Source organism: Corallococcus sp. AB030 (genome assembly GCF_003668965.1).
GTDB lineage: Bacteria > Myxococcota > Myxococcia > Myxococcales > Myxococcaceae > Corallococcus > Corallococcus exiguus.
The window spans coordinates 1-18,325 of sequence record NZ_RAWQ01000074.1 but is presented as its reverse complement, the minus strand read 5'-3'; the positions used below and the strand labels follow the sequence as shown (position 1 = coordinate 18,325).

At 69.5% G+C, this 18,325-nt stretch carries 19 protein-coding genes; 9 read left to right on the top strand and 10 right to left on the bottom strand.

Annotated features, from left to right (window positions below):
- Nucleotides 1-56 precede the first annotated feature (56 nt).
- The 5 genes from D7Y15_RS18990 (at nucleotide 57) to D7Y15_RS18970 (ending at nucleotide 2,636) form a co-directional block, all read left to right on the top strand.
- On the top strand, nucleotides 57-1,061 hold the full coding sequence (locus D7Y15_RS18990; RefSeq protein WP_120576579.1) for a hypothetical protein: 1,005 nt from the start codon (nucleotides 57-59) through the stop codon (nucleotides 1,059-1,061).
- 146 nt (nucleotides 1,062-1,207) lie between these two features.
- The gene (locus tag D7Y15_RS18985; protein WP_121753476.1) at nucleotides 1,208-1,543 is read left to right on the top strand and encodes a hypothetical protein; all 336 of its coding nucleotides are present in this window, start codon (nucleotides 1,208-1,210) and stop codon (nucleotides 1,541-1,543) included.
- A complete protein-coding gene (locus D7Y15_RS18980; protein ID WP_121753475.1) occupies nucleotides 1,540-1,740 on the top strand; it encodes a DUF4926 domain-containing protein in 201 nt (66 codons plus the stop codon). The genes D7Y15_RS18985 and D7Y15_RS18980 overlap by 4 nt, the downstream gene beginning before the upstream one ends.
- 39 nt (nucleotides 1,741-1,779) lie before the next feature.
- Entirely contained in the window at nucleotides 1,780-2,379 is a 600-nt protein-coding gene (locus D7Y15_RS18975) for a hypothetical protein (RefSeq protein WP_121753474.1), read from the top strand.
- Complete coding sequence (locus tag D7Y15_RS18970; RefSeq protein ID WP_121753473.1) at nucleotides 2,376-2,636, top strand: hypothetical protein; 261 nt, start codon at nucleotides 2,376-2,378, stop codon at nucleotides 2,634-2,636. The genes D7Y15_RS18975 and D7Y15_RS18970 overlap by 4 nt, the downstream gene beginning before the upstream one ends.
- Here D7Y15_RS18970 and D7Y15_RS18965 read toward each other — a convergent pair.
- The 3 genes from D7Y15_RS18965 to D7Y15_RS18955 are packed head-to-tail and all read right to left on the bottom strand — an operon-like array spanning nucleotide 2,630 to nucleotide 5,107.
- Complete coding sequence (locus D7Y15_RS18965) at nucleotides 2,630-3,553, bottom strand: hypothetical protein (protein WP_121753472.1); 924 nt, start codon at nucleotides 3,551-3,553, stop codon at nucleotides 2,630-2,632. The genes D7Y15_RS18970 and D7Y15_RS18965 overlap by 7 nt on opposite strands.
- Before the next feature lie 10 nt (nucleotides 3,554-3,563).
- Nucleotides 3,564-4,250, bottom strand: a complete 687-nt coding sequence (gene aat / locus D7Y15_RS18960) for a leucyl/phenylalanyl-tRNA--protein transferase (protein WP_120576583.1) — start codon at nucleotides 4,248-4,250, stop codon at nucleotides 3,564-3,566.
- Between the two features lie 14 nt (nucleotides 4,251-4,264).
- A complete protein-coding gene (locus D7Y15_RS18955) occupies nucleotides 4,265-5,107 on the bottom strand; it encodes an LEA type 2 family protein (protein WP_169821730.1) in 843 nt (280 codons plus the stop codon).
- A gap of 56 nt (nucleotides 5,108-5,163) precedes the next feature.
- On the opposite strand from D7Y15_RS18955, the gene D7Y15_RS18950 reads away from it, so the two are divergent.
- Together D7Y15_RS18950 and D7Y15_RS18945 are read left to right on the top strand one after the other, a co-directional pair.
- Entirely contained in the window at nucleotides 5,164-5,808 is a 645-nt protein-coding gene (locus D7Y15_RS18950; RefSeq protein WP_121753471.1) for a hypothetical protein, read from the top strand.
- 9 nt (nucleotides 5,809-5,817) lie between these two features.
- Nucleotides 5,818-6,312 carry a hemerythrin domain-containing protein gene (locus D7Y15_RS18945; protein WP_121753470.1) on the top strand — a complete coding sequence of 165 codons (495 nt, stop codon included), beginning with the start codon at nucleotides 5,818-5,820 and terminating at the stop codon, nucleotides 6,310-6,312.
- On the opposite strand, the gene D7Y15_RS18940 is transcribed toward D7Y15_RS18945, so the two are convergent.
- The gene (locus tag D7Y15_RS18940) at nucleotides 6,293-7,003 is read right to left on the bottom strand and encodes a hemerythrin domain-containing protein (RefSeq protein WP_158629071.1); all 711 of its coding nucleotides are present in this window, start codon (nucleotides 7,001-7,003) and stop codon (nucleotides 6,293-6,295) included. The two genes, D7Y15_RS18945 and D7Y15_RS18940, sit on opposite strands and share 20 nt — an antisense overlap.
- A gap of 205 nt (nucleotides 7,004-7,208) precedes the next feature.
- On the opposite strand from D7Y15_RS18940, the gene D7Y15_RS18935 reads away from it, so the two are divergent.
- Complete coding sequence (locus D7Y15_RS18935) at nucleotides 7,209-8,846, top strand: hypothetical protein (protein ID WP_120576588.1); 1,638 nt, start codon at nucleotides 7,209-7,211, stop codon at nucleotides 8,844-8,846.
- A gap of 14 nt (nucleotides 8,847-8,860) precedes the next feature.
- Nucleotides 8,861-9,682 (top strand): hypothetical protein, encoded by an 822-nt coding sequence (locus tag D7Y15_RS18930; RefSeq protein WP_121753468.1) that lies wholly within the window; start codon nucleotides 8,861-8,863, stop codon nucleotides 9,680-9,682.
- Nucleotides 9,683-9,743: 61 nt separating this feature from the next.
- Here D7Y15_RS18930 and D7Y15_RS18925 read toward each other — a convergent pair whose 3' ends face one another.
- The 6 genes from D7Y15_RS18925 to D7Y15_RS18900 are packed head-to-tail and all read right to left on the bottom strand — an operon-like array spanning nucleotide 9,744 to nucleotide 18,285.
- Nucleotides 9,744-11,645 carry a tetratricopeptide repeat protein gene (locus D7Y15_RS18925; RefSeq protein ID WP_120576590.1) on the bottom strand — a complete coding sequence of 634 codons (1,902 nt, stop codon included), beginning with the start codon at nucleotides 11,643-11,645 and terminating at the stop codon, nucleotides 9,744-9,746.
- Nucleotides 11,645-12,283, bottom strand: coding sequence for a hypothetical protein (locus D7Y15_RS18920; RefSeq protein ID WP_120576591.1), 639 nt, complete (start codon nucleotides 12,281-12,283; stop codon nucleotides 11,645-11,647). The genes D7Y15_RS18925 and D7Y15_RS18920 overlap by 1 nt, the downstream gene beginning before the upstream one ends.
- Nucleotides 12,280-12,783, bottom strand: coding sequence for a hypothetical protein (locus D7Y15_RS18915; RefSeq protein ID WP_233605011.1), 504 nt, complete (start codon nucleotides 12,781-12,783; stop codon nucleotides 12,280-12,282). Before D7Y15_RS18915 ends, D7Y15_RS18920 begins: the two co-directional genes overlap by 4 nt.
- Nucleotides 12,774-16,043: a tetratricopeptide repeat protein gene (locus D7Y15_RS18910; protein WP_120576593.1), complete on the bottom strand. Its 3,270-nt coding sequence runs from the start codon at nucleotides 16,041-16,043 to the stop codon at nucleotides 12,774-12,776. Before D7Y15_RS18910 ends, D7Y15_RS18915 begins: the two co-directional genes overlap by 10 nt.
- Nucleotides 16,040-17,653, bottom strand: a complete 1,614-nt coding sequence (locus D7Y15_RS18905; RefSeq protein WP_120576594.1) for a hypothetical protein — start codon at nucleotides 17,651-17,653, stop codon at nucleotides 16,040-16,042. Before D7Y15_RS18905 ends, D7Y15_RS18910 begins: the two co-directional genes overlap by 4 nt.
- Nucleotides 17,650-18,285 carry an outer membrane beta-barrel domain-containing protein gene (locus tag D7Y15_RS18900; protein ID WP_120576595.1) on the bottom strand — a complete coding sequence of 212 codons (636 nt, stop codon included), beginning with the start codon at nucleotides 18,283-18,285 and terminating at the stop codon, nucleotides 17,650-17,652. Before D7Y15_RS18900 ends, D7Y15_RS18905 begins: the two co-directional genes overlap by 4 nt.
- Between the last annotated feature and the right edge of the window lie 40 nt (nucleotides 18,286-18,325).

The window sequence follows — 18,325 nt, the reverse complement described above, 5'->3', positions numbered from 1 at the left end:
AGGGCGCGCCGGAGGGCATCCGCTTGCGGTATGACCGTGGGTGGAGGTCCGACGGAATGACGAACGGAGTGAAGTGCGCGGGGTTCGCGTTGGTGCTGGCGCTGACGGTTGGGCCGGGGGCCGCGTGGGCGCAGGTGGATGAGGATGACGGCTCGGCGGTGGTGGTGGACCTGCCGGAGATAGACCGGGGCTGCCCGGTGAAGCCGGAGTTCCTGCCGATGACGCCCATGGGACAGGTGGGCATCGACCGGCTGGGCTGGCTGGTGCACCAGGCCATCATCCCGCCCTCGAAGGACAAGTTCTTCCAGGCGGGGGCGCGAAGCCGCTCCGGGGTGAAGCCGGTGCCCATGGACCAGTCGAAGAAGCTGGGCGCGCTGGACACGACGAAGGCGCCCATCTGGGTGTTCGGCAAGGAGAAGTCGAAGGCGTGCAAGGGCACGCCCATCGCGTACTGGGCGGTGCGGATGGGGACGGACGAGGACCGCCAGACGTACCTGATGGCGGAGCTGGCGATGGAGTGTGAAGTGCTGCCGCCCGGACGGCTCGCGGGCACGCCCGTCGCGCTCCGGCAGAAGGACGAGCCCACGGGGTGCGTGCTGCGCCGGCCCAACCGGAGCCACACGGGCAAGGAGTCAGACGGCATTCCCCCGGACTACGCGGAGCACATCCCGCCGCAGGACTGCGCGGCGCCGGAGTGCGCGCGGCTGTGGGAGTACTTCGGCGTGACGGGCGAAGAGGGCGAGGGCGCGTTCGACCTGACGGTGTCCTATCTGCACCGCAACGGCAGCAACCCGTGCAACTGGGCGACGGACGACCTGTCCATGTTGTTCGTGCGCGGGCGGGAGAGCACGGCGCTGACGCCGCTCAAGCCGGGAGGCCAGCTCTTCGGAGGACTCTGGGACTTCAGCGGCCCGCGCTTCATCCTGAGCCGGGAGATGGGCGTGCTCTACGCGTACGACTACCAGAAACTGAAGGCCGCGCCGAAGGCCGTGCGGTACGGGAGTCCCACGGAAGAGGACCTCATCCACGCGAAGCGCACGCTGTCTCCGTGCAAGAAGTAGCCGCGCTCAGGCTGTGAAGCCGAAGCCCCTGGACGCTGCTGTCAGCATCCAGGGGTTTTTCGCGTGAAGCGGTCCAGAAGGGAGTTGACCGTCGATATGTTGGAGGCGGCGAGAATCTACGAGTAGCCAGTTTGAGGTGTTCAGCGATGGCAAGCTCCAGGCTCGAAGGGCAGTTGGTCGACGCGCAAGGCAACCTCATCGGCAGGGTAAGCGTGTCAGCCGAGGGAAGCCTTTGGTCGGGAGAGATCGACCTCAGCGGCGCTGCACCGAGCCTCGTGTCGCTCTTCACGGAATTCGAAGAGTTGGTGAACGATCAGGTGCTGTCGCTTCTCGACGAGATGGAGACCCAAGTCGCCCGGCTCGGTCCACGGTTTCGGATTGCCGAGGAAGAGGCTCTCCCCGTGGAAGACCTGCAGATCTACCCAGCACTCCGAGTGGTTTCTTTCCGAACTCCCCACGCGGGTCGTGAAGTGACGCCATGATCTCGATGCACCAGTCAGTCCGCGTCATCAGGGACGTTCCTGCGCAGCGCGTGACGAAGGGGATGGTCGGCGCGGTGATCGAGGTCTTCGAGGTCCCGAAGCGCGCCTTCGAGGTCGAGTTCATCGATGCCGAAGGCAGGCCCGTCGTTCAAGCGACCCTGACGGAAGACGACCTGGAGGCAGTGTCGTTCGCGTGAAGTGGTCCAGAAGTCAGTCGTCACATCGTAAGGTTCGTCATGCGCCTCTATCGTCCCGTCGGGCTTGCCGAGTTGTTGTTGATCTACCGGTCGGGCATGCGGCGTTTTCCACCGCGCCTGCCGGAGCAGCCCATTTTCTACCCGGTGCTCAACGAGCCCTATGCCCGGCAGATCAGCCGGGACTGGAACGCCAAGAGCCCCGAAGGCGCCGGCTACGTGACGGCGTTCGACGTGGAGGATGCCCACGCGGCCTCATTCGAGGTCCAGCAGGTCGGTGCCCGGATGCACCAGGAACTCTGGGTTCTGGCCGAGGCCTTGGATGCGTTCAACGATCACATCCAGGGACGGATTCGTGTGATCGCCGCGGACTTTGGTCCTCACTTCACGGGCAGGATTCCAGAGGCCTTCTCCCTGCGTGGGCAGAATGCGCGGACCCAACTGAAGACCCTGATTGGGATCCACGGGTACAACGGGATGGACTTCCACGCAGAGGTGACCGCGAACCATGAGGCCGTGTTCGCGCACTTCCCCTATTGGGAGCAGACCGCCACCGGGAACGGGCCCCAGGTGGTGGAAGCAATCCGCGAGGTGTGGAGCGGAGCCTTCCCGGAGATACCGCTGGGGGAGGCCCGTGGATGAATTGGTCCGTCTACGCCGACTTGTCGCGCCCACTGATCGCTGCGGAGCGGCAGTCTGTCTTTGAAGCGCTTGACGAGGTCGTGCTCGATAGCGGTTGTGTCGGCCCGCAGAATGGCGGGGTCGAGGAGGTGTATTTCCGCGTGGATGCTGTCTCTGCCGCGGAAGCGAGCGTGACTGCCGCGAGGCTGATGGATGTCATCCTCGCGAAGTCGGGTGTCCAAGTGCGATACGAGCTTCAGCTGCAGCCCGGCTACTGAGCGCTGGAGCCGTGGTACGTCTTGCGCAGCTTCAGGTCCGGCACATCCACCGTGCCGTTCTTGTTGTCCGTGCAGTACCAGAGCGCGCCGTGCGGAGCCTGGACGCCGCCCTTCTGCGTGCGCGTCAGCCCGTTGTAGACGGAGCCGGCGATGAGGTAGCGGAACACCTGCGGCGCGGTCGTGCTCACCAGCGTGTTGTTCTGCTGCATCTCCTTCCAGACCACGCAGTACTGCTTGAGCGCGGCCCAGGCACCCTTGGAGTAGCGCGGGCTCCCCAGCATCCAGACCTCCAACTGGGGACACATCTCTCCTTCGCCGTCGTCCGCCGCGCCGTAGTTCATCGCCTCGCAGACTTCATCCGCGCGGCTTTCGTTGAACGTCACGTCGCCCTCCGCCTGCCACCCGGTGAGCCGTGACAGCTGGAAGCGGCGGATCATCAGCGCGTCGTCCCTCGTCAGCGACGGCGCCATGAAGGCCTGCGGCTCCGGCAGGGCGAACGTGCCTCCGCCTTGCGGCCCCACACCCGCGTCCAGCACGTAGCCGCCCCACGTGTACATGAGGAACAGCGACCACGCGTCCTTCACGAAGGCCCGGTATGAGGGCGGCGTCGCCAGCGCCAGGCCCCAGTCGAGGATGTCCGTCATCGCCGCGACGGCCCAGTCGTCCGACTCCTGGTACCAGTAGTACCAGCGATACGCCCTCGTGCCCGCCTTCGTCAGGAACGCCTGCATGCCTCGCACGGTGACGTTCTTGTGCGCGGCGAAGTCCCGCTCGTAGGTGGCGACGTGCGCGTCCAGGCACCAGAAATAGATTTTGACGCTCTGTCCCGCGCATCGTGTCGCCAGCGCCTTCGGCGCGGTGATGTCGCGGTTGCGGTCCGTCGGAGGGGGGCCAATCCAGGTGTAGTGGACGTCCATCCGGTGAAGTCTACTCCGTCCACGCCCCTCGCTGCGTGGGCTCCTTCAACGCTCGCTCTAGCGCCGTCAGGAAGCGCTTGCGCGGCCAGGACTCCGCGCCGAAGCGCTCCAGGTGCTCTGTCTCCACCTGACAGTCGATGAGCTGGAAGCCCCACCCCTTGAGTCGTTCCACCGCCGTGGCGAACGCCACCTTCGACGCGTCCGGCGCCAGCGCGAACATGCTCTCCCCGAAGTACGCCGCGCCCAGCGACACGCCGTACAGCCCGCCCACCAGCACCTCGCCGTCCCACGCCTCCACCGAGTGCGCCAGCCCCAACTCGTGAAGTCGGATGTACGCCTGCTTCATCGCGTCGGTAATCCACGTGCCGTCCTGCCCCGGCCGGTGCACGCGCGAACACGCGTCGATGACCTTCGGGAACGCGGTGTCGTATCGCACCGTGTAAGTGCCCCGGTTCATCACCTTGCGCAGCGAACGGCCCACGTGAATCTTCTCCGGCTCCAGCACGAAGCGCGGGTCGGGCGAGTGCCACAGGATGGGCTGGCCCTCGCTGTACCAGGGGAAGATGCCCTGCGAGTACGCGGCCACCAGCCGCTCCGGGCGCAGGTCGCCGCCCACCGCGAGCAGGCCGCTCTTGTCCGCCTTGGCGGGTGGGGGGAACAGCTCCGGCTCGTCGTCACTCAGCAGGTAGATGGGCACGCGTGCGCGCCAGTCTAGCGGGACACGTTGAGCTTCACGTCACCCTTGAGGAAGTAGGGGACCTGCAACATGGGGCCCTTCAGCTCGCCCTTCACGCTGTAGGGCAGGACGCCCTTCCCGATGAGCGCCTTGACGCCCGGGCCCCAGGACTGGGCCGTCACCGCCACCTCCACCGGGTACACGCCCGTGGCGGACGCATCCACCGAGTCCGCCTGCGCGGTGGTGCCCTCCTCCAGGGGCTTGTCCGCGATGGCGACCTGGTAGGTCAGCGAGTCCAGCCGCAGCGGGAACGGGTTCGGGTTGCGCACGCCCAGCCGCAGGTTGATCTGCACCTCCTCCGGCGAATAGCGGGCCGCGTCCAGGCTCTCCACGATGACCTCCGGCAGCCGGGGCACGCGCACGGCGCGGCTGGCGGCGAAGGGCAGGGAGTCCTCGCTGCCGCCGGAGCGCACCACCAGCGTGCCGCGCAGCGCGATGAGCACCGTGCCGCCCTGGGCGCTCAGGCGGGCCAGGTCCTCCGGGCTCTTCACGTAGGCGGATTTCTCCTCGATGGAGAAGTCCGCGGGCGCTCCCGGCGCGAACGGCACCCCCAGCTTCGTGGAGCCCGTCTTCACCACCTGCCCGTCGGCGACGAGCTCATAGTCGGCGCGCTCCACGACGCCGTTGGCGGTGCCGGTGATTTGTCCGGTGTAGCGCACGGAGGCGTCGGTGAGCCCCTGGGAGACGACGGCGGTCTCCTGGGCCGTCAGGGCAGGGGGGCCCCCGGAGCGGACGGGGGCGGAAGCACACCCGGAGTTAAGGGCGAACAGCGCGGACACCAGGGCCATCAGGCAGGTCGAGCGATTCACAAAGGACATTCTGGGGAGGCCAGGGGCCAGTCCCAAGGGGATTTCCGCTAGACTGTCCACCAACCGTGGCTCCCCGACGTCCCAACTTCAACCGGACCCTGCGCTCCCTCATCCGGGACATCGCCGCGCGCATGCCCGAGTTCAACCACGTGAAGGTGGGCCGCATCCTGGTGGTGGCAGGCGAGGCCCGTCGCGCGTCGCGAGGCACGGTGAAGCCCCTGTGCTTCAAGGGGGGCAAGAGCATCGACAAGGCGGGGCGGCGCAAGCCAGAGGTGCGCATCCGGGGCCGCCGCATCCTGTACTGCATCACGCTGCGCCCGCTCTTCTTCCGGGGCTCCACCGCGAAGTCGCGGTTGGAAACGCTGATGCACGAGCTCTTCCACATCTCGCTTCGCTTCGATGGCACGCTGCACGCGGGCCGCCGCCACGCGAAGCTGGGCACGGAGTTCGGGCGCCGCCTGCGGCCGCTGGTGCGCCGCTACCTGAAGCTGTGCCCGGAGGCGCTGCTCGCGGACCTGGCGCACTCGGGCGAGGTGCGGGTGCTGCAGTGGCTGGAGCGCCCGGGCCCGGCCTACCACCCACGCGCGTCGCATCGTCGCGTGCGCAAGGTCTACACGGAGGATCAGCTCTACTCCGGAGTGGCCCGCATGGTGACGCCGCGTCCACGAGTGGCCCGCGAGGCCCACGTGCGCGACGACAAGGTGCACTGAAGGGCGTTGATGGCCGCGCCCACCGACTTCGTCAGCCTGGGAGCGCTCCACCGCGACCTGGAAGAGCTGTTCCTCCTGCACCAGGAAGCGCTGATGGGCATGGACCTGCCCGCCGCGCGTGAACGGCTGGCGCGCTACCGCGAAGAGCTGACGCGGCACCTGGAGGCGGAGGAGGCGCTGCTCTTGCCGGAGCTGCCGCGCGCCGGAAGGATCCGAGGCGCCGCGCCAGAACTCTTCACCGGCGAGCACCAGCGCATGCGGGAGCTGCTGGCGAAGTGTCAGGAGGCCGTGGACGCGCTGGACGCGAGCGCTCCGGACTACCGCCGCGCGGTCTTGCGCGTGTTCGACATGGAGAGCACGTTCAAGCATCTGGAGCACCACCACTCGTTGCGCGAGGAGACGTATTTGTTCCCCGCGCTGGATGGGGTGCTGAATGAAGAGGAGCGGAAGGCGCTGTTGGCCGCGTTCCTTGAGCGCACGGCCCCTACCTCTCCGAGGGCGTGAACCGGGCGAGGTCGTGGATCCCAAGCGCGCGCTCCAACTGAGCCACCTCCTTGAGCGCGTTCTCGAAACCATCGCTCCCCAGCAGCCGGTGTTCCTGCGCTTCAAAGCGCTCGCCGAGTTCGTTGAATTGCTTCTCGTCGAAGAGGTTGCGGAAGGCGGGGAACAGGTTCGTGTCCTCGCGCGCGGCGTGCGGCCCGTACATGCGGATGAACAGGTTGAGCTGCCGCGCAGCCGCGGCTCTTGGCTGGGGTTGCGTGAGTGCGTCGCGGCCTGAGGTCGCGGCGAGGATGGACTCGGTGAGCTTGCGCCCTGCGGCGTGTTGCTCGATGAGCACCTGAACGAGCTCCTTCTGCTGGCCCGCCTTCACCAGCCGGGGGAACACCTCTGTCTCCTCCGTTTTCTCGTGGTAGGCCTCGCCAAAGCGACGCATGAGGCGGGTGGCCTGGGCGAGCACCTCCACGGGAGCCTTCTCTTCACGAAGGTCGAGGCGGCGAGCGATCTCCTCATAGACCAGGAGCGTGCGGCGGATGATGCCGTGCTCGCGCATCAGGTCCTCGGTGGCGTTCACCTCCGCGGGCTTTGACTTGGGCGCCGCCTTGGGGGCCGCGGCAACAGGGTGGCTTGCCGTGGCTCCAACGCCCAGCAATGCGGCCGTGGACAAGAAGCGGCGACGGCTGGACGCCTCATTCATGGACATGCACCTTGTATGATTCGTTGTTTCGTCGGCCGGACCTGTCCGACAGTCGAACAGCTTTGTGCGTGGCGCGGCGGGTAGGGCGAGCGGGCAGGGGGGCCGTCGTCCTCCTGGCTCTGCCTGACGTTGAGTCGTGCGTGCTGTCCTCACGCTCGCATCCGGCCCCGGTGTGGGGCGCTGGCTCGAACGAGGTTTCCTCCTGGTGGGACGCGGGGTCTGGGTGTGGTGCTGGGCGCTCGTGGCGCTGGCGCTCGCGGGTTGCGACCCGGGGGCGGAGCTGACGCCCTGTGCCGCGGACTGCGAGGGCGCGGCCTGCGCGGCCTGTGTCACGTCCCTGCCTGAAGAGGCCGTCCGGCCCGCGCTCGCGTGTGATCAGCTCCCCGCGCCGTCACGGTGCCTGGGGCCTCGCGTGCTGGAGCGCTGCGTCGATGGCGCAGTGCACCGGGAGGACTGCGCGGAGGACACGACCTGCGTCGAATCGCCGGAGGTCGCCTGCGTTTCAGGTACGGCATGTGTCGACGGCGTCTCGCGGTGCACGGAGTCCCGGGCGTTGCAGGTGTGCACGAATGGCCGGTGGTCCACGCGGGCCTGTGACGTGGCCTGCGAAGCCACGCCCGGTCGGGGCTTCTGCGGCAGACCCGGGCCCACGTTGAGCGGCACGGTGCTCTACGCGCGCCGCTTCCCGGATGCGGAGTTCCGCGCGTGGACGCTGGACGTGGAGCCGGTGCCTGCTCGCGGGTTCCTCATCGTGTCGTTCCAGGGCACGAAGGTGCTCGACTCGCAGGTGACGGATGACGCCGGCCGCTTCACGCTGAAGGTGTCGTCCTCCTTGGGCGATGACGACCGCGTGGTCGTGTACGCCGCTGGCCGTGGACGGGACGGCGCGGTGGCCTACGCGGTGGCGGACCCCGGGCTGCCGGGCGCGCAGTCGGTGAAGGCGGTGCCGGGGGACGCGGCCCGCATCTGGAGTTGGTCGCGCACGACGCGCGAGCTGTCCGAACAACCTGCGTTCACCCTCGCCGAGTCTGAAGGCTCCGGCGCGGCGGCGGTGTTCGACGTGCTGGGCACGGCCTGGCGCCAGATGCGCGAGCGCTACGGCGGACGCGACGGCCTGCCCGTGGTGGCGTGGCTGGGCTTCGGGACGACCTGGTCCTGCGGTGCGTGCTTCGCGCCGTGGCCGGTGACGGCGGTGGGCCGAAGCTGGGACGCGCAGGTGTGGCTGCCGGGGGACTCGGATGCGGCGTGGTGGTCGGACGCGATGGTGATGCACGAGCTGGGGCACTGGGTGATGGCCAGCCGGGGCACCAGTCCGGAGGAGGGCGGGTCGCACTACGTGGGCGTGCCCACCTTCCCGGGACAGGCATGGAGCGAGGGCTGGGCCACGTGGTTCAGCGCGGACGCGCGCCGCAGTCCCCGCTACTTCGACCGGCAGGGCGGGACGCTGTTCTGGGTGGACCTGTCCGCGCGAGCCTCCTCGGTGAGCCCGTGGACGCGGCCCCGCGCCGAAGATGGCCTGCTCCAGCCCGTGGACGAGAACGAGGTGGCCGCCATCCTCTACCGCACGGCCGCCGGTACACCGTCGAGTCAGCCCCTCTACGACGCGCTCGCCGCGCCCTCGATGAACCGAGCGCCCTGGGCGCGCGGCTACACGCGACACACCTGGACGCGGGATGAGAAGGGCGCGCTCACGGACGTCGTGGACACGGGCAGGTCCTCACCGTGTCTCGCGGACTTCCTGGACGCGCTGATGTGCCAGGGCTTCCCGAGCACCCGTGTCGACGCCGCCACCGAACCCGCCACCGCCTTCCCGTATCCGAGCCACGAGCCCCTGTGTCCATGAAGCTCCCTCGTCCGATGCAGCGAAGCCGACGGTCCACGACCCTGAACCTCCTGCGTCCCTTGATGCGCAAACGCGTGGCGGGGGCCGTGCTGGCATTGGCGCTCGTTGGAGCACTTTCCGCGGGCATGGCGTCCGGCGTGGACCGGGTGCGGCGCAAGAAGCCACCAAGGCCTTCCGAGTCACCTCCTCAGGCGCAGGAGAAGCCCGTCCACGCGTCCTCTCCAACGCTCCTCGCGTCCGCGCGGTCGGTGGCGCTCCCCGCGTACGGAATGGATACGTGGGACGTGAAGTCGCGCGTGCGTCAGGGCTCGCGGCCTGTCCCGGCGAAGCCACACGTCAGGGATGCGGCGACAACCCCTTCGTCCACGGTGCTCACGCGAGGCCCGGAGGACGACGCCACGGCCACGGACAGCCCTGCGTCACGGCCCACGGTGCTCCCCGCCACGGCGCGCATCCCGGCGCCGCTGCACGTCTCCTGGCGGGTGGTGGATGCCAGCGCGGACACGGTGCGGCTCGTCGCGCGGCTGGACCGGAGCCCGGGCTTCACCGCGCCCGTGGAGGTCTCCCTGCTCGTGCCGCCGCGAACGATTCTCCGGGAGGGCCCCAAGTCGCCCATCGTCCTGGACGGGGAGACGCGGGAAGTGCCCTGGACCCTGGGCCTGCCCGCGGATGGGCGCCCCGATGACGACCTCGTGCTGCTGGCGAGCGCCGGAGGCGAATACTTCGGCGTCCACGCGGAGGCGCGCTACCACTTCGGCCGGACGCTCACGGAGTCACCGCGGCCCGCGCCCACGGGGCCCTCGCTCCCGGACAGCCTCATGCGAGCCCGGGACTAGAGAGCACGGGCCCAACCTGTCCGACTGTCGGACAGGTTCGTGCGGTGCGCTCCCGCCGCGACTACGGCACGTCCACGGCCAGCTTCCGCAGCGCGGTCTTCGCGTCCGCGTGGTCCGGCTGCAACTGCACCGCGGCCTCGTACTCCTTCTTCGCCTCGGGCTTGCGGTTGGTGGCCTCCAGCAGCTGCGCGAGCGCGAAGTGCGGCTCGCCCGCGCTCGCGTCCACCTGCGACGCGCCCCGGAAGGCCTTCTCCGCCTCCGGCAACTTGCCCTGCCGGTACAGCGTGTGCCCCAGGTACAGCAGGCCCAGCGAGTTGCGCGGCTCCACCGCCAGCACGTCGCTCAGCACCTGGAGCGCCTTGGTTTCGTCGCCGCCGCGCAGGTACAGGAAGCCCAGCTCCGCGCGGGCCTCCAACTGCGCGGGGTCCTTCGCCACCACCGCCTCCAGCTCCGGCACCGCCAGGTCCGGCCGGCCGCGCCGCGAGTGCAGGATGCCCAGCCGCGCCAGCGCCGCCGTCTCCGCCTCTTCGCCTGGCGCGGGCGTGAGCAGCTTCTCCGCCGCCGCGTAGTCGCCCATCGCGAGCAGCAGGTCCGCCAGGCCCAGCTTCGCCGCGCGGTGCTTCGGATCCTCCTGGAGCACGGCCTCGTAGAGGGGCCGCGCCTGGGCGCCCACGTGCTTCTTCGCGTACGCCTCCGCCAGCATCAGCCGGTTCTCCACCGTGGGCTGGAGCTTCACGCAGGCCGAGTACTGCGCGATGGCGCCCTCCAGGTCGCCCTTGGCCTTGAGCGCGTCGCCGTAGCCCGCGCGCACGCCGGGCTCGTCCGGGAAGGTCTCCACCGCCGTCTTCAGCGTGGCCACCGCGTCGTCCACCTTGCCCAGCTCCAGGTACGCGCGCGCCAGGCCCTGGTAGGACTCCGTCGTCTTCTTGCCGTCGTCGGCGCTCTTCTCGATGGCCTTCTGGAACGCGGCCACCGCCTGCGTCTTCTTGCCCTGCGCCAGGTACAGCTGGCCCAGCTGCGTGTACGGGCCGCTCGCGCGGCGGGGCTCCAGCAGCAGCGCCTTCTCGAAGGCCTTCGTCGCCCGGGCGTTCTCCCCCAACTGGAAGCACGCGAGCCCCAGGTTGAAGTGCGCCTCCGCGTACTTCGGATCCAACGTGATGGCCTTCTGGAACGCCTCCGCCGCCTTGCGCGCGTTGCCCTGGCCGTCCAGCACCACGCCCAGGTTGTTCTGCGCGCGCGCGTGCTTCGGATCCGCCTTCAGCGCCGCCTGGTACTCGGAGAACGCGCCCGTGACGTCGTTCTCCCGCATCAGCACGACGCCCAGGTTGTAGTGGGCCTCCGCGTCGCTGTCCTTCTGGCGGATGGCCTCGCGCAGCGTCTCCTTCGCCTCCGCGGCCAGTCCCTTCTCCGCCAGCGCCTTGCCCAGGTTCACCCGAGCCACCTGGAGCGCGCCGTCCAGCTTCAGCGCCTCGCGGTACGCCTCGATGGCGTCATCCGTGCGGTTCGCGCGCTGGAGCACCTCGCCCAGGTTGAAGCGCAGCTCCGCGTCCTTGGGCGCCAGCTCCGTCGCCACGGAGTACTGGGTAATCGCCTCGTCCGTGTCGTCCTGGATGCGCGCCAGCAGGCCGCGCTCCGAGCGCAGCGTGGCCTCCTCCGGGAAGGCCGCGAGCGCCGCGTCCAGCACCGCCTTGGCCTTGGGCACGTCACCGGACAGCCGCAGCGCCCGCGCCAGCGCGACCTTCGCGGGCACGCCGTCCGGCGTGAGCCCCACCAGCTTCGTCAGCGGCGCCACCGCGCGGCGCGCCTGGTTCTGCGACAGGAAGGCCGTGCCCAGCTTGTAGAGCGCGTCCGGGTCGTCCGGGAGCTTGTCCGCGCGCGCGGCGGGCTTCTCCGGCGGAGGTGCCTCCGGGGCGGGAGCCTGGGCCGTCAACAACTGGAGGAGGAGGACTCCGGCTTTCGTCATCACAGGTTCTCCACGTACGGGCTGGCGCGCGCGTCGAAGGTCTTCTTGGCCAGGGCGGCCTTCTTCGCCTCCCACGCCTCCTTCGCCGTCTGCGCTTCCTTCGTGTCCCCCCCGAGGTTCGCGCGCTCTTCCTTCACGGCGGCCTCGCACTCGGACACCTGCTGCTCGAAGTCCTTCGGCTCCAGACGCTCACTGCCCTGCACCTTCGCCTTGCGCGCCGACGTCAGCCGCGCCAGCTCGAAGCGGGCGAACGCGCAGCGCAGGGACAGCTTCTCCACCTCGCGCAGCCCCACGTTGAGGCGCTGGTGCGCGCGCAGGTACTCCACGCGGGCTTCCGACTCCGCGATGGCCAGCTGCGCCACCTCGCGGGAGGACGCGTCCTGCGCGCGGTCCTCCTCGTCCTCGGCGGCCTCCTGGCGGGACTTGGCCCGGCGGATGTTGTCTCGCGCGCGGTTGACTTCGTTGTCCGCCTCGTCCACCCGGTCGATGGCCAGCGCCAGGTCGTTCTCCGCCTCCAGCAGCTCGATGCGCGTCTCGTACGGCAGCTTCTTCACCAGCGCGTCCGGCACGCGCATGCCGTAGCTCGGGCCGCAGGCGGCGGTCAGGAGGGACAGGCTGAGGAGCAGGTGGCGCTTCATGGAGCGATGGCCTCGAAACGGCTGAAGATGGTCCGGCCGGAGTAGACGTCGGTGCCGTTGGTGAACGTGACGCTGAACTCGCCCGACACCCGGTCCCCGGTGTTTTTCGGAAGGGACTTCACGAAGAGGTTGCCGCGCACGAGCGGCGGAAACGGACGCACCGGTTCGTCCAGCACGCTGCGGTCCACGCTGCCCCGCTGCGAGCCGTCGTCCAGCGCCTGCGCCAGGTCGATGTCCAGCGAGCCCGCGTACTCGTTGTCCGGCAGCATGTCCGCCACCCGCGCGCTCACCTTCAACACCACGTCCTGCCCGCTGCCCTGCGTGCTGACGAAGCTCACCGCCAGCGTCCCTTCCGCCAGGGCCGCCTCCGTGCGCTGGTAGCGCAGGTCGATGAGCTCCGTCACGCTGCCCTCCAGCTTGCCGCCCTCGTCACCACACGCGGTGGCGACGAGCGCGAACAGCACCGGGGCGATGCGGCGGAAGGGCGCGCTCACTTGCATGCCTTCCATCCCGCGTCCACGTCCGGACCGTTGAGCGTGCCCATGTCCTTGAGCACGGCCAGCTCGCGGCGCGCGCCGTCCGTGTCGCCGAAGCGGCAGCGCAGCGCGGCCAGGTTGAGGCGGGCCTTGTCGTAGGTGGGGTCCGCCTCCAGCGCCTTGGCGTACGCCTCGCGGGCGCCCATGGCATCCCCCAGGTTGAGCATGGCCCAGCCCAGCGCCGCGTGCGCGGACGCGCGCGTGTCCTGCAGCTCCGTCACGCGCCCGAAGGTCAGCTGCGCCATGCCGTACTGGTGCGCGTCCAGGTAGCCCATGCCCAGGGCCTCCAGCGCCTCCGCGGTGAGCACCTTCTCCGCCTTCTTGCGCAGGTCCTCCAGCGCCGCGGGCTGCGTGGGCGCGGCCGGCTGCGGCACCGGCAGCGCGGCCACGTCCGTGCGGCTGCGGCAACCCACCACCGCCGCGTTGAAGACCTCCAGCGACTCCGCGCGGGACAGACACGCCTTGAAGGCTTCGTCCGAGCGGGCCTTGAGCGGCCCCACCTGCTGCTTCACCGCGTCCTGGAACTGCTTCGTCTCCGCGGCGGACAGCCCGCCGGGCACCGGCGTCTGGTCCACCACGTCCGCGATGTGGCCGTACGCCAGGGCAATCTTCCACAGCGACGCCACCGCCCACTCCGGATACCCGAGCGACGCGGCCTGCGTGTACACGCCCTCCATGGCCTGGAGCGCGGCGACCTTCTCCTCCACCTTGTCCGCGGGCAGGTCCTTGTAGCCGCGGTACAGAATCTCACCCAGGTACCAGAGTCCCTTGGCCGCTTCCTCCGTCTGGCCGTTGGGGCCCTGCACCGCGGCGGTGAGGGTGGAGATGAGCGCGTCCGGCGGAGCGGTGGGCGCGGTGGTGGCCTGCACCTCCGCGAGCACCGCCGCGGCGGCCACGTTGTTCTTGTCCAGCTTGAGCGCCGTCTCCGCCGCCGTCTTCGCGCGCGAGTAGTCCTTCTGCTTCAGGCGCGTCTCGGCGAGCAGCGACAGCACCTCGCCCTTGCGCGCGCCCGCGGCCTCCGACGCCGTCTCCAGGTTGCGGGACGCTTCCTTGTACTCACCCAGCGCGATGCGCAGGCGGGCACCGGCCATCCAGCCGTCCACCGACGCCAGGTCGCCCGTCAGCTTCTGGCCCACCTGTTCGAACCAGCCGGCCGCCTCGTTGAAGGCCGCCGCCTCCGCCGCGTGCCGGCCCAGCGTCAGCAGCACGTCCGACAGGTACTGGCTCTTCGGGTAGGACTGCACCAGCTTCGCGCCCAGCTCGCGCTCGCGCGGCAGGTCGCGCTTCTCGCGCGCGGCGGTGAACGCGCCGTAGAGCGCCTTCTCGCCGATGTCGCTGTTCTTGTTCTCGTCCGCGACCTTCATCAGGCCTTCGATGACGTCGCCCGTCTCCTGCGCGCTCTGCAGGGCCAGTTCGTCCAGGGCCTCGGCCTTGCTCTGCGTGAGGATCTTCTGCACTTCACCGCGGAAGTTGGACGGCAGCGAGGACGCGAGGAACTTGCGGCCCGTCTCGTCCAGCTTCTTGAAGTCGTTCACCTGCCGCAGGCTGTCCAGGGCCAGGTTGCCCGCCACCGGCGCGTCCTTGTACTGCGGGTGCGCCAGCGCGAACGCGGTGAACAGCTCCGCCGCCTTCGGGTAATCGCCGTCCTCGTAGTAGGCGCGCGCGATGTTGAACTTCACGTCCAGCACGTGCGGGCTCTGCGGGTAGCGCGACACGTAGTTCGCGCCCAGGAGCTTCAGGGCCTGCCGAGCGTCCGCCACTTCGAAGGCGTTGCGCTTCTGCGCCTCCTCCGGCTTGAGCGTGGAGAAGTGGGCCAGGAGCGCGCCGTACATGGCGGTGTCCACGGCCTTGCCGTCCTTGGCCTTGTCCTCGTAGCGGGCCAGCTCCTCGAACTGGCGCGCGGCCTCCGGGAACTCCTTGGCGGCGAAGAGCGCGTCCGCGCGGTTCTTCATGATGGGCCGCACGTACTGGTCCGGCCGGAACAGCCCCAGGTACTCGCGGTAGGCGGCCGCGGCCTTCAGGTACAGGTCCCGCGAGTCCGCCTTCTGCGCGGCCAGGTGCACCTGCGTGGACAGGTCGCGCGCCATCTCCTCCGTCTCCGCGAGCTGCTTCTTGCGGTCGGACTCCGACATCTCCGGGTCTGTCTTGCTCTGCACCGCGGCGCGCACGAGGAAGCGGATGTCCTCCGGCTCCGGCATCACCTTGCCCTTGGCGGCCTTGAGCGAGTCGTACAGCTTCTGGCTCCGCTCCAGGTCCATCTCAGGGTCGGGCTGCACTTCCATCAGCTTGCGCAGCGTGGGGATGGCCCACTCGTACTGCTGCTTGATGAAGTAGCGGTTGCCCAGCTTGTCCAGCGCGAGCGCGTACGTGGCGCGGCCTTCGCTGAGCTTCTCGAAGTAGTTGAGCGCGCCCTTGGGGGGCTTGGCCTCCGTGTAGCTGTAGACCAGGTCCAGCAGCGCCTCGCGCTTGACGTTGAGCGCCTTCTTCACGTCCACGCCGGGCAGGGGCGCGCTGGCGGCCGCCGCCTCGAAGAACGTGACGGCCTCCGCGTGCTTGGCCTGGTTCACGCGGATCCAGCCCATCTTGTAGCGGGCCAGGTCGTGCACCGGCGACGGCGGCAGCTCCAGGATGGCCTGGTAGTGCTTCTCCGCCTCGACGAGCTCCGCCTTGTCGAAGAAGTGGTCACCGAGAATCTGCTCGGCTTCCAGGCGCAGCGGGCTGTTGGGGAACTTGCGCGTCAGGTCCCCCAGCGTCTTGAGCATCTCGTCGAACTGGCCCAGTTCGCGCTGCTCGTGCGCCAGGTAGAACGTCACCTGGTCCCCGTCCTTGAAGTCCGGGTACTCGCGCAGCAGGCGGTAGTACATCTGCACCGCCTTCTGCTTCATCAGGCGCGTCTCCGGAGAGACGATGGCGCCGGTAGCGCCCTCCGGCCGGGTCTCCGCCTGGAGGTAGTAAACGTAGCGGCTCTTCTCGACGTAGAGCTCCGCCAGCCGGAACTGCAGGTCCGGCAGGTAGGGGGCGTTGCGGCTCTTGGAGATGAGCTTCTCGGTCTCGCCGATGGCGCGGTCCACCTTGAAGATGTCGCGCTTCAGCTTGGCGACGAGCTCCTCGCGCTCCTTCGCCTTGGACACGATGGGGTTGGTGTTGGGCCCGACACGGCCAGGGCCAGGGGCCGCGGCCGCGAGCAGCGCGGCGGTGATGAGGCCGGTGAACGGGCCGGTCATGGGGTTTCCTCGATGCAACGGCTCTCGATGCGGACCCGGTAGGACTTGAGCTCGTCGTTCCAGTATTCGTTGTCGAACTTGAAGGCGACCTGCGCGGGGGACAGCAGCTCTTCCTCCTGCGCCGCCACCACCTGCGCGCCCTTCTTCACGCGCTCGTACAGCTTGAGGCCGACCTCGTACTCCATGAGGCGCACCTGTTCGGCGGCGCGCAGCAGCGTGTCCGCTTCCTGGCGCACGGCGTCCTGCAGCCGCGCGTCGTACACGCGCACGGCCTCCGCGTGGGACAAGTCGTAGACGCGCGTCAGGTGTCCGAAGAGCCGGTCGCCGAAGCTGCCGGCATAGCGGCCCAGGCGCTCGCCCTCCAGGTCCAGCAGCGACACGAACTTCGCGGCGCGCTGGGTGCCTCCGTGCGCGTTGGCGGCGCGGCGCAGGCGGGCGTCCTGGCTCAGGTCCTCGCGGTTGCGAACGGACTCCAGCGAGTCCGCGTACCGGCGCGTCAGCTCCTTCGCCGCGCGCTTGGCGGGCAGGTAGTGGCACAGGTCGCGGAAGATGAGCGCGCGCAGCAGGTACTTGTCCGGCATGAACTCATCGCGGAAGGACGGCGCGTCCAGCGTGGTGAGGATGCCCAGCGACGCACGCAGCTCGCCCAGCTTGTAGCGGGTCCACGCCTCCTCCAGGTAGAGGCTGGCGCGGCCGGGGTCCAGCTCCGGCAGCTTCACCTTGCCGTACGCTTCCAGCGCGCCGGGGAAGTCCTTCTTCTCGTAGCGCAGGCGGGCCACCGCGAGCGCCGCCTCGTTGCGCGCCTCGCGGGTGAGCTTCTCGTCCTGGGACAGGCCGAGGAAGTCCTTCACCATCTCCTCCGGCGGATCCTTCACCTGCTTGAGCCGGGTGACGAGCAGCGCGAACTTCGCGCGGCTGGCCTCCGCGCTCGTCTCCGGCAGCTTGGAGAAGTGCGTGTTCGCCCAGCGCTCGTTGCCCACGCGCAGGTCCACCAGGCCCTGCTGGTAGTGCGCGTAGGCGCCCGTCTCGTCCGGGAGGAAGCCCAGGTCGAGCGCGCCGAAGACCTGCTCGTCGATCATCACCTCGTCGTGCGGCCGGTCCGTCAGCCCCTTCAGCGCGTCCAGCGCGCGAGGCAGCACGTTGGGGTTGGAGCGCTCACGCGCGATGCGCGCCAGGTACGTCGCGCCCGCGTGCGTGAGGCCCAGGTCGATGAGGCTCCGCGCGAGGAAGTACTGGCCCCACGCGTAGTTGTCGTCCGTGCGCGGCGTTGCCTGGAGCCACGCGTACAGCGGGCCCGCGGCGTCGCGAGGCTTGCCGTCGAAGTAGGCCTTGAGCGCGTTGTCGAAGGTCTCTGGCGGCACCTTCTGCGGCGGGGGCGGAGGCGCCTCCGCGACGGCGGCCTTGGCGGGAGCGGGCGTGCCAGCGGCGGTGCCCGCGTCCGTGGGACCGGTTGTGCCCGCGTCCGTGGCGGCGGCTGGGGCCTTCGCGCTGGCGGCCGGTGGGGGTGGCATGGGCAGCGTGCCCGCGTCCGGTGCCGCGCGGGCGACCGTCGGGGACACGAGGAGCGCGGCGCTGGCGAGCGCGGCGACGATGAGCGGGCGGGACGTCATTCCGTGGCGCCGAAGTTGAAGGCCGTCCCAATCTGCACGGTGGGCACGTTGATGATGCGCGACGCGCCCGCGAAGACGGTGTTGTTGGTGACGTCCAGGCGGAAGGACACGTTCTGGCTGGAGAACATGCGCACGCCCAGGCCCAGGTTGACGGCGGGACGGAAGCCGTCGCTGCGGTCCACCTTCACCACCGTGCCGCCCGCCAGGAGGAAGACCTCGAAGTGGATGACGTTGGAGTTGAGGAAGGACGTCTTGCCGTACAGCGGGCTCCACATGAGGTCGGAGCCCACCATCCACTGCACCTGGTCCTCGAAGGCGGTGGCGGTGGGGGCGGCGTCGAAGTCACGCTCCAACTGGCGGCGCAGGCTGGTCTGCACGTTGTAGCTGTACGTGCCGCGGCCCACCTGCCACGCGACGCTGTCGCTGAAGTGGTACGTGTAGCCGACGGTGCCGATGAGCCCCTTGTAGAAGGCATCCGCGGGCAGCACGCCCACGCCGAGCGAGAGCTCGTGGTGCATGCGGTAGAGCCGGTCCTGCACCGCGGAGACGGTGCCGGGGTTCTCGAGTTCCTCGGCCTGGGCGCGCGCGAGGCCGGGCACCAGGCACAGGAGGGAGAGCAGGAGGAATCGCACGGGGACTTTTTCCTGTCAGGTGGCGGGGGACGACGTGGGG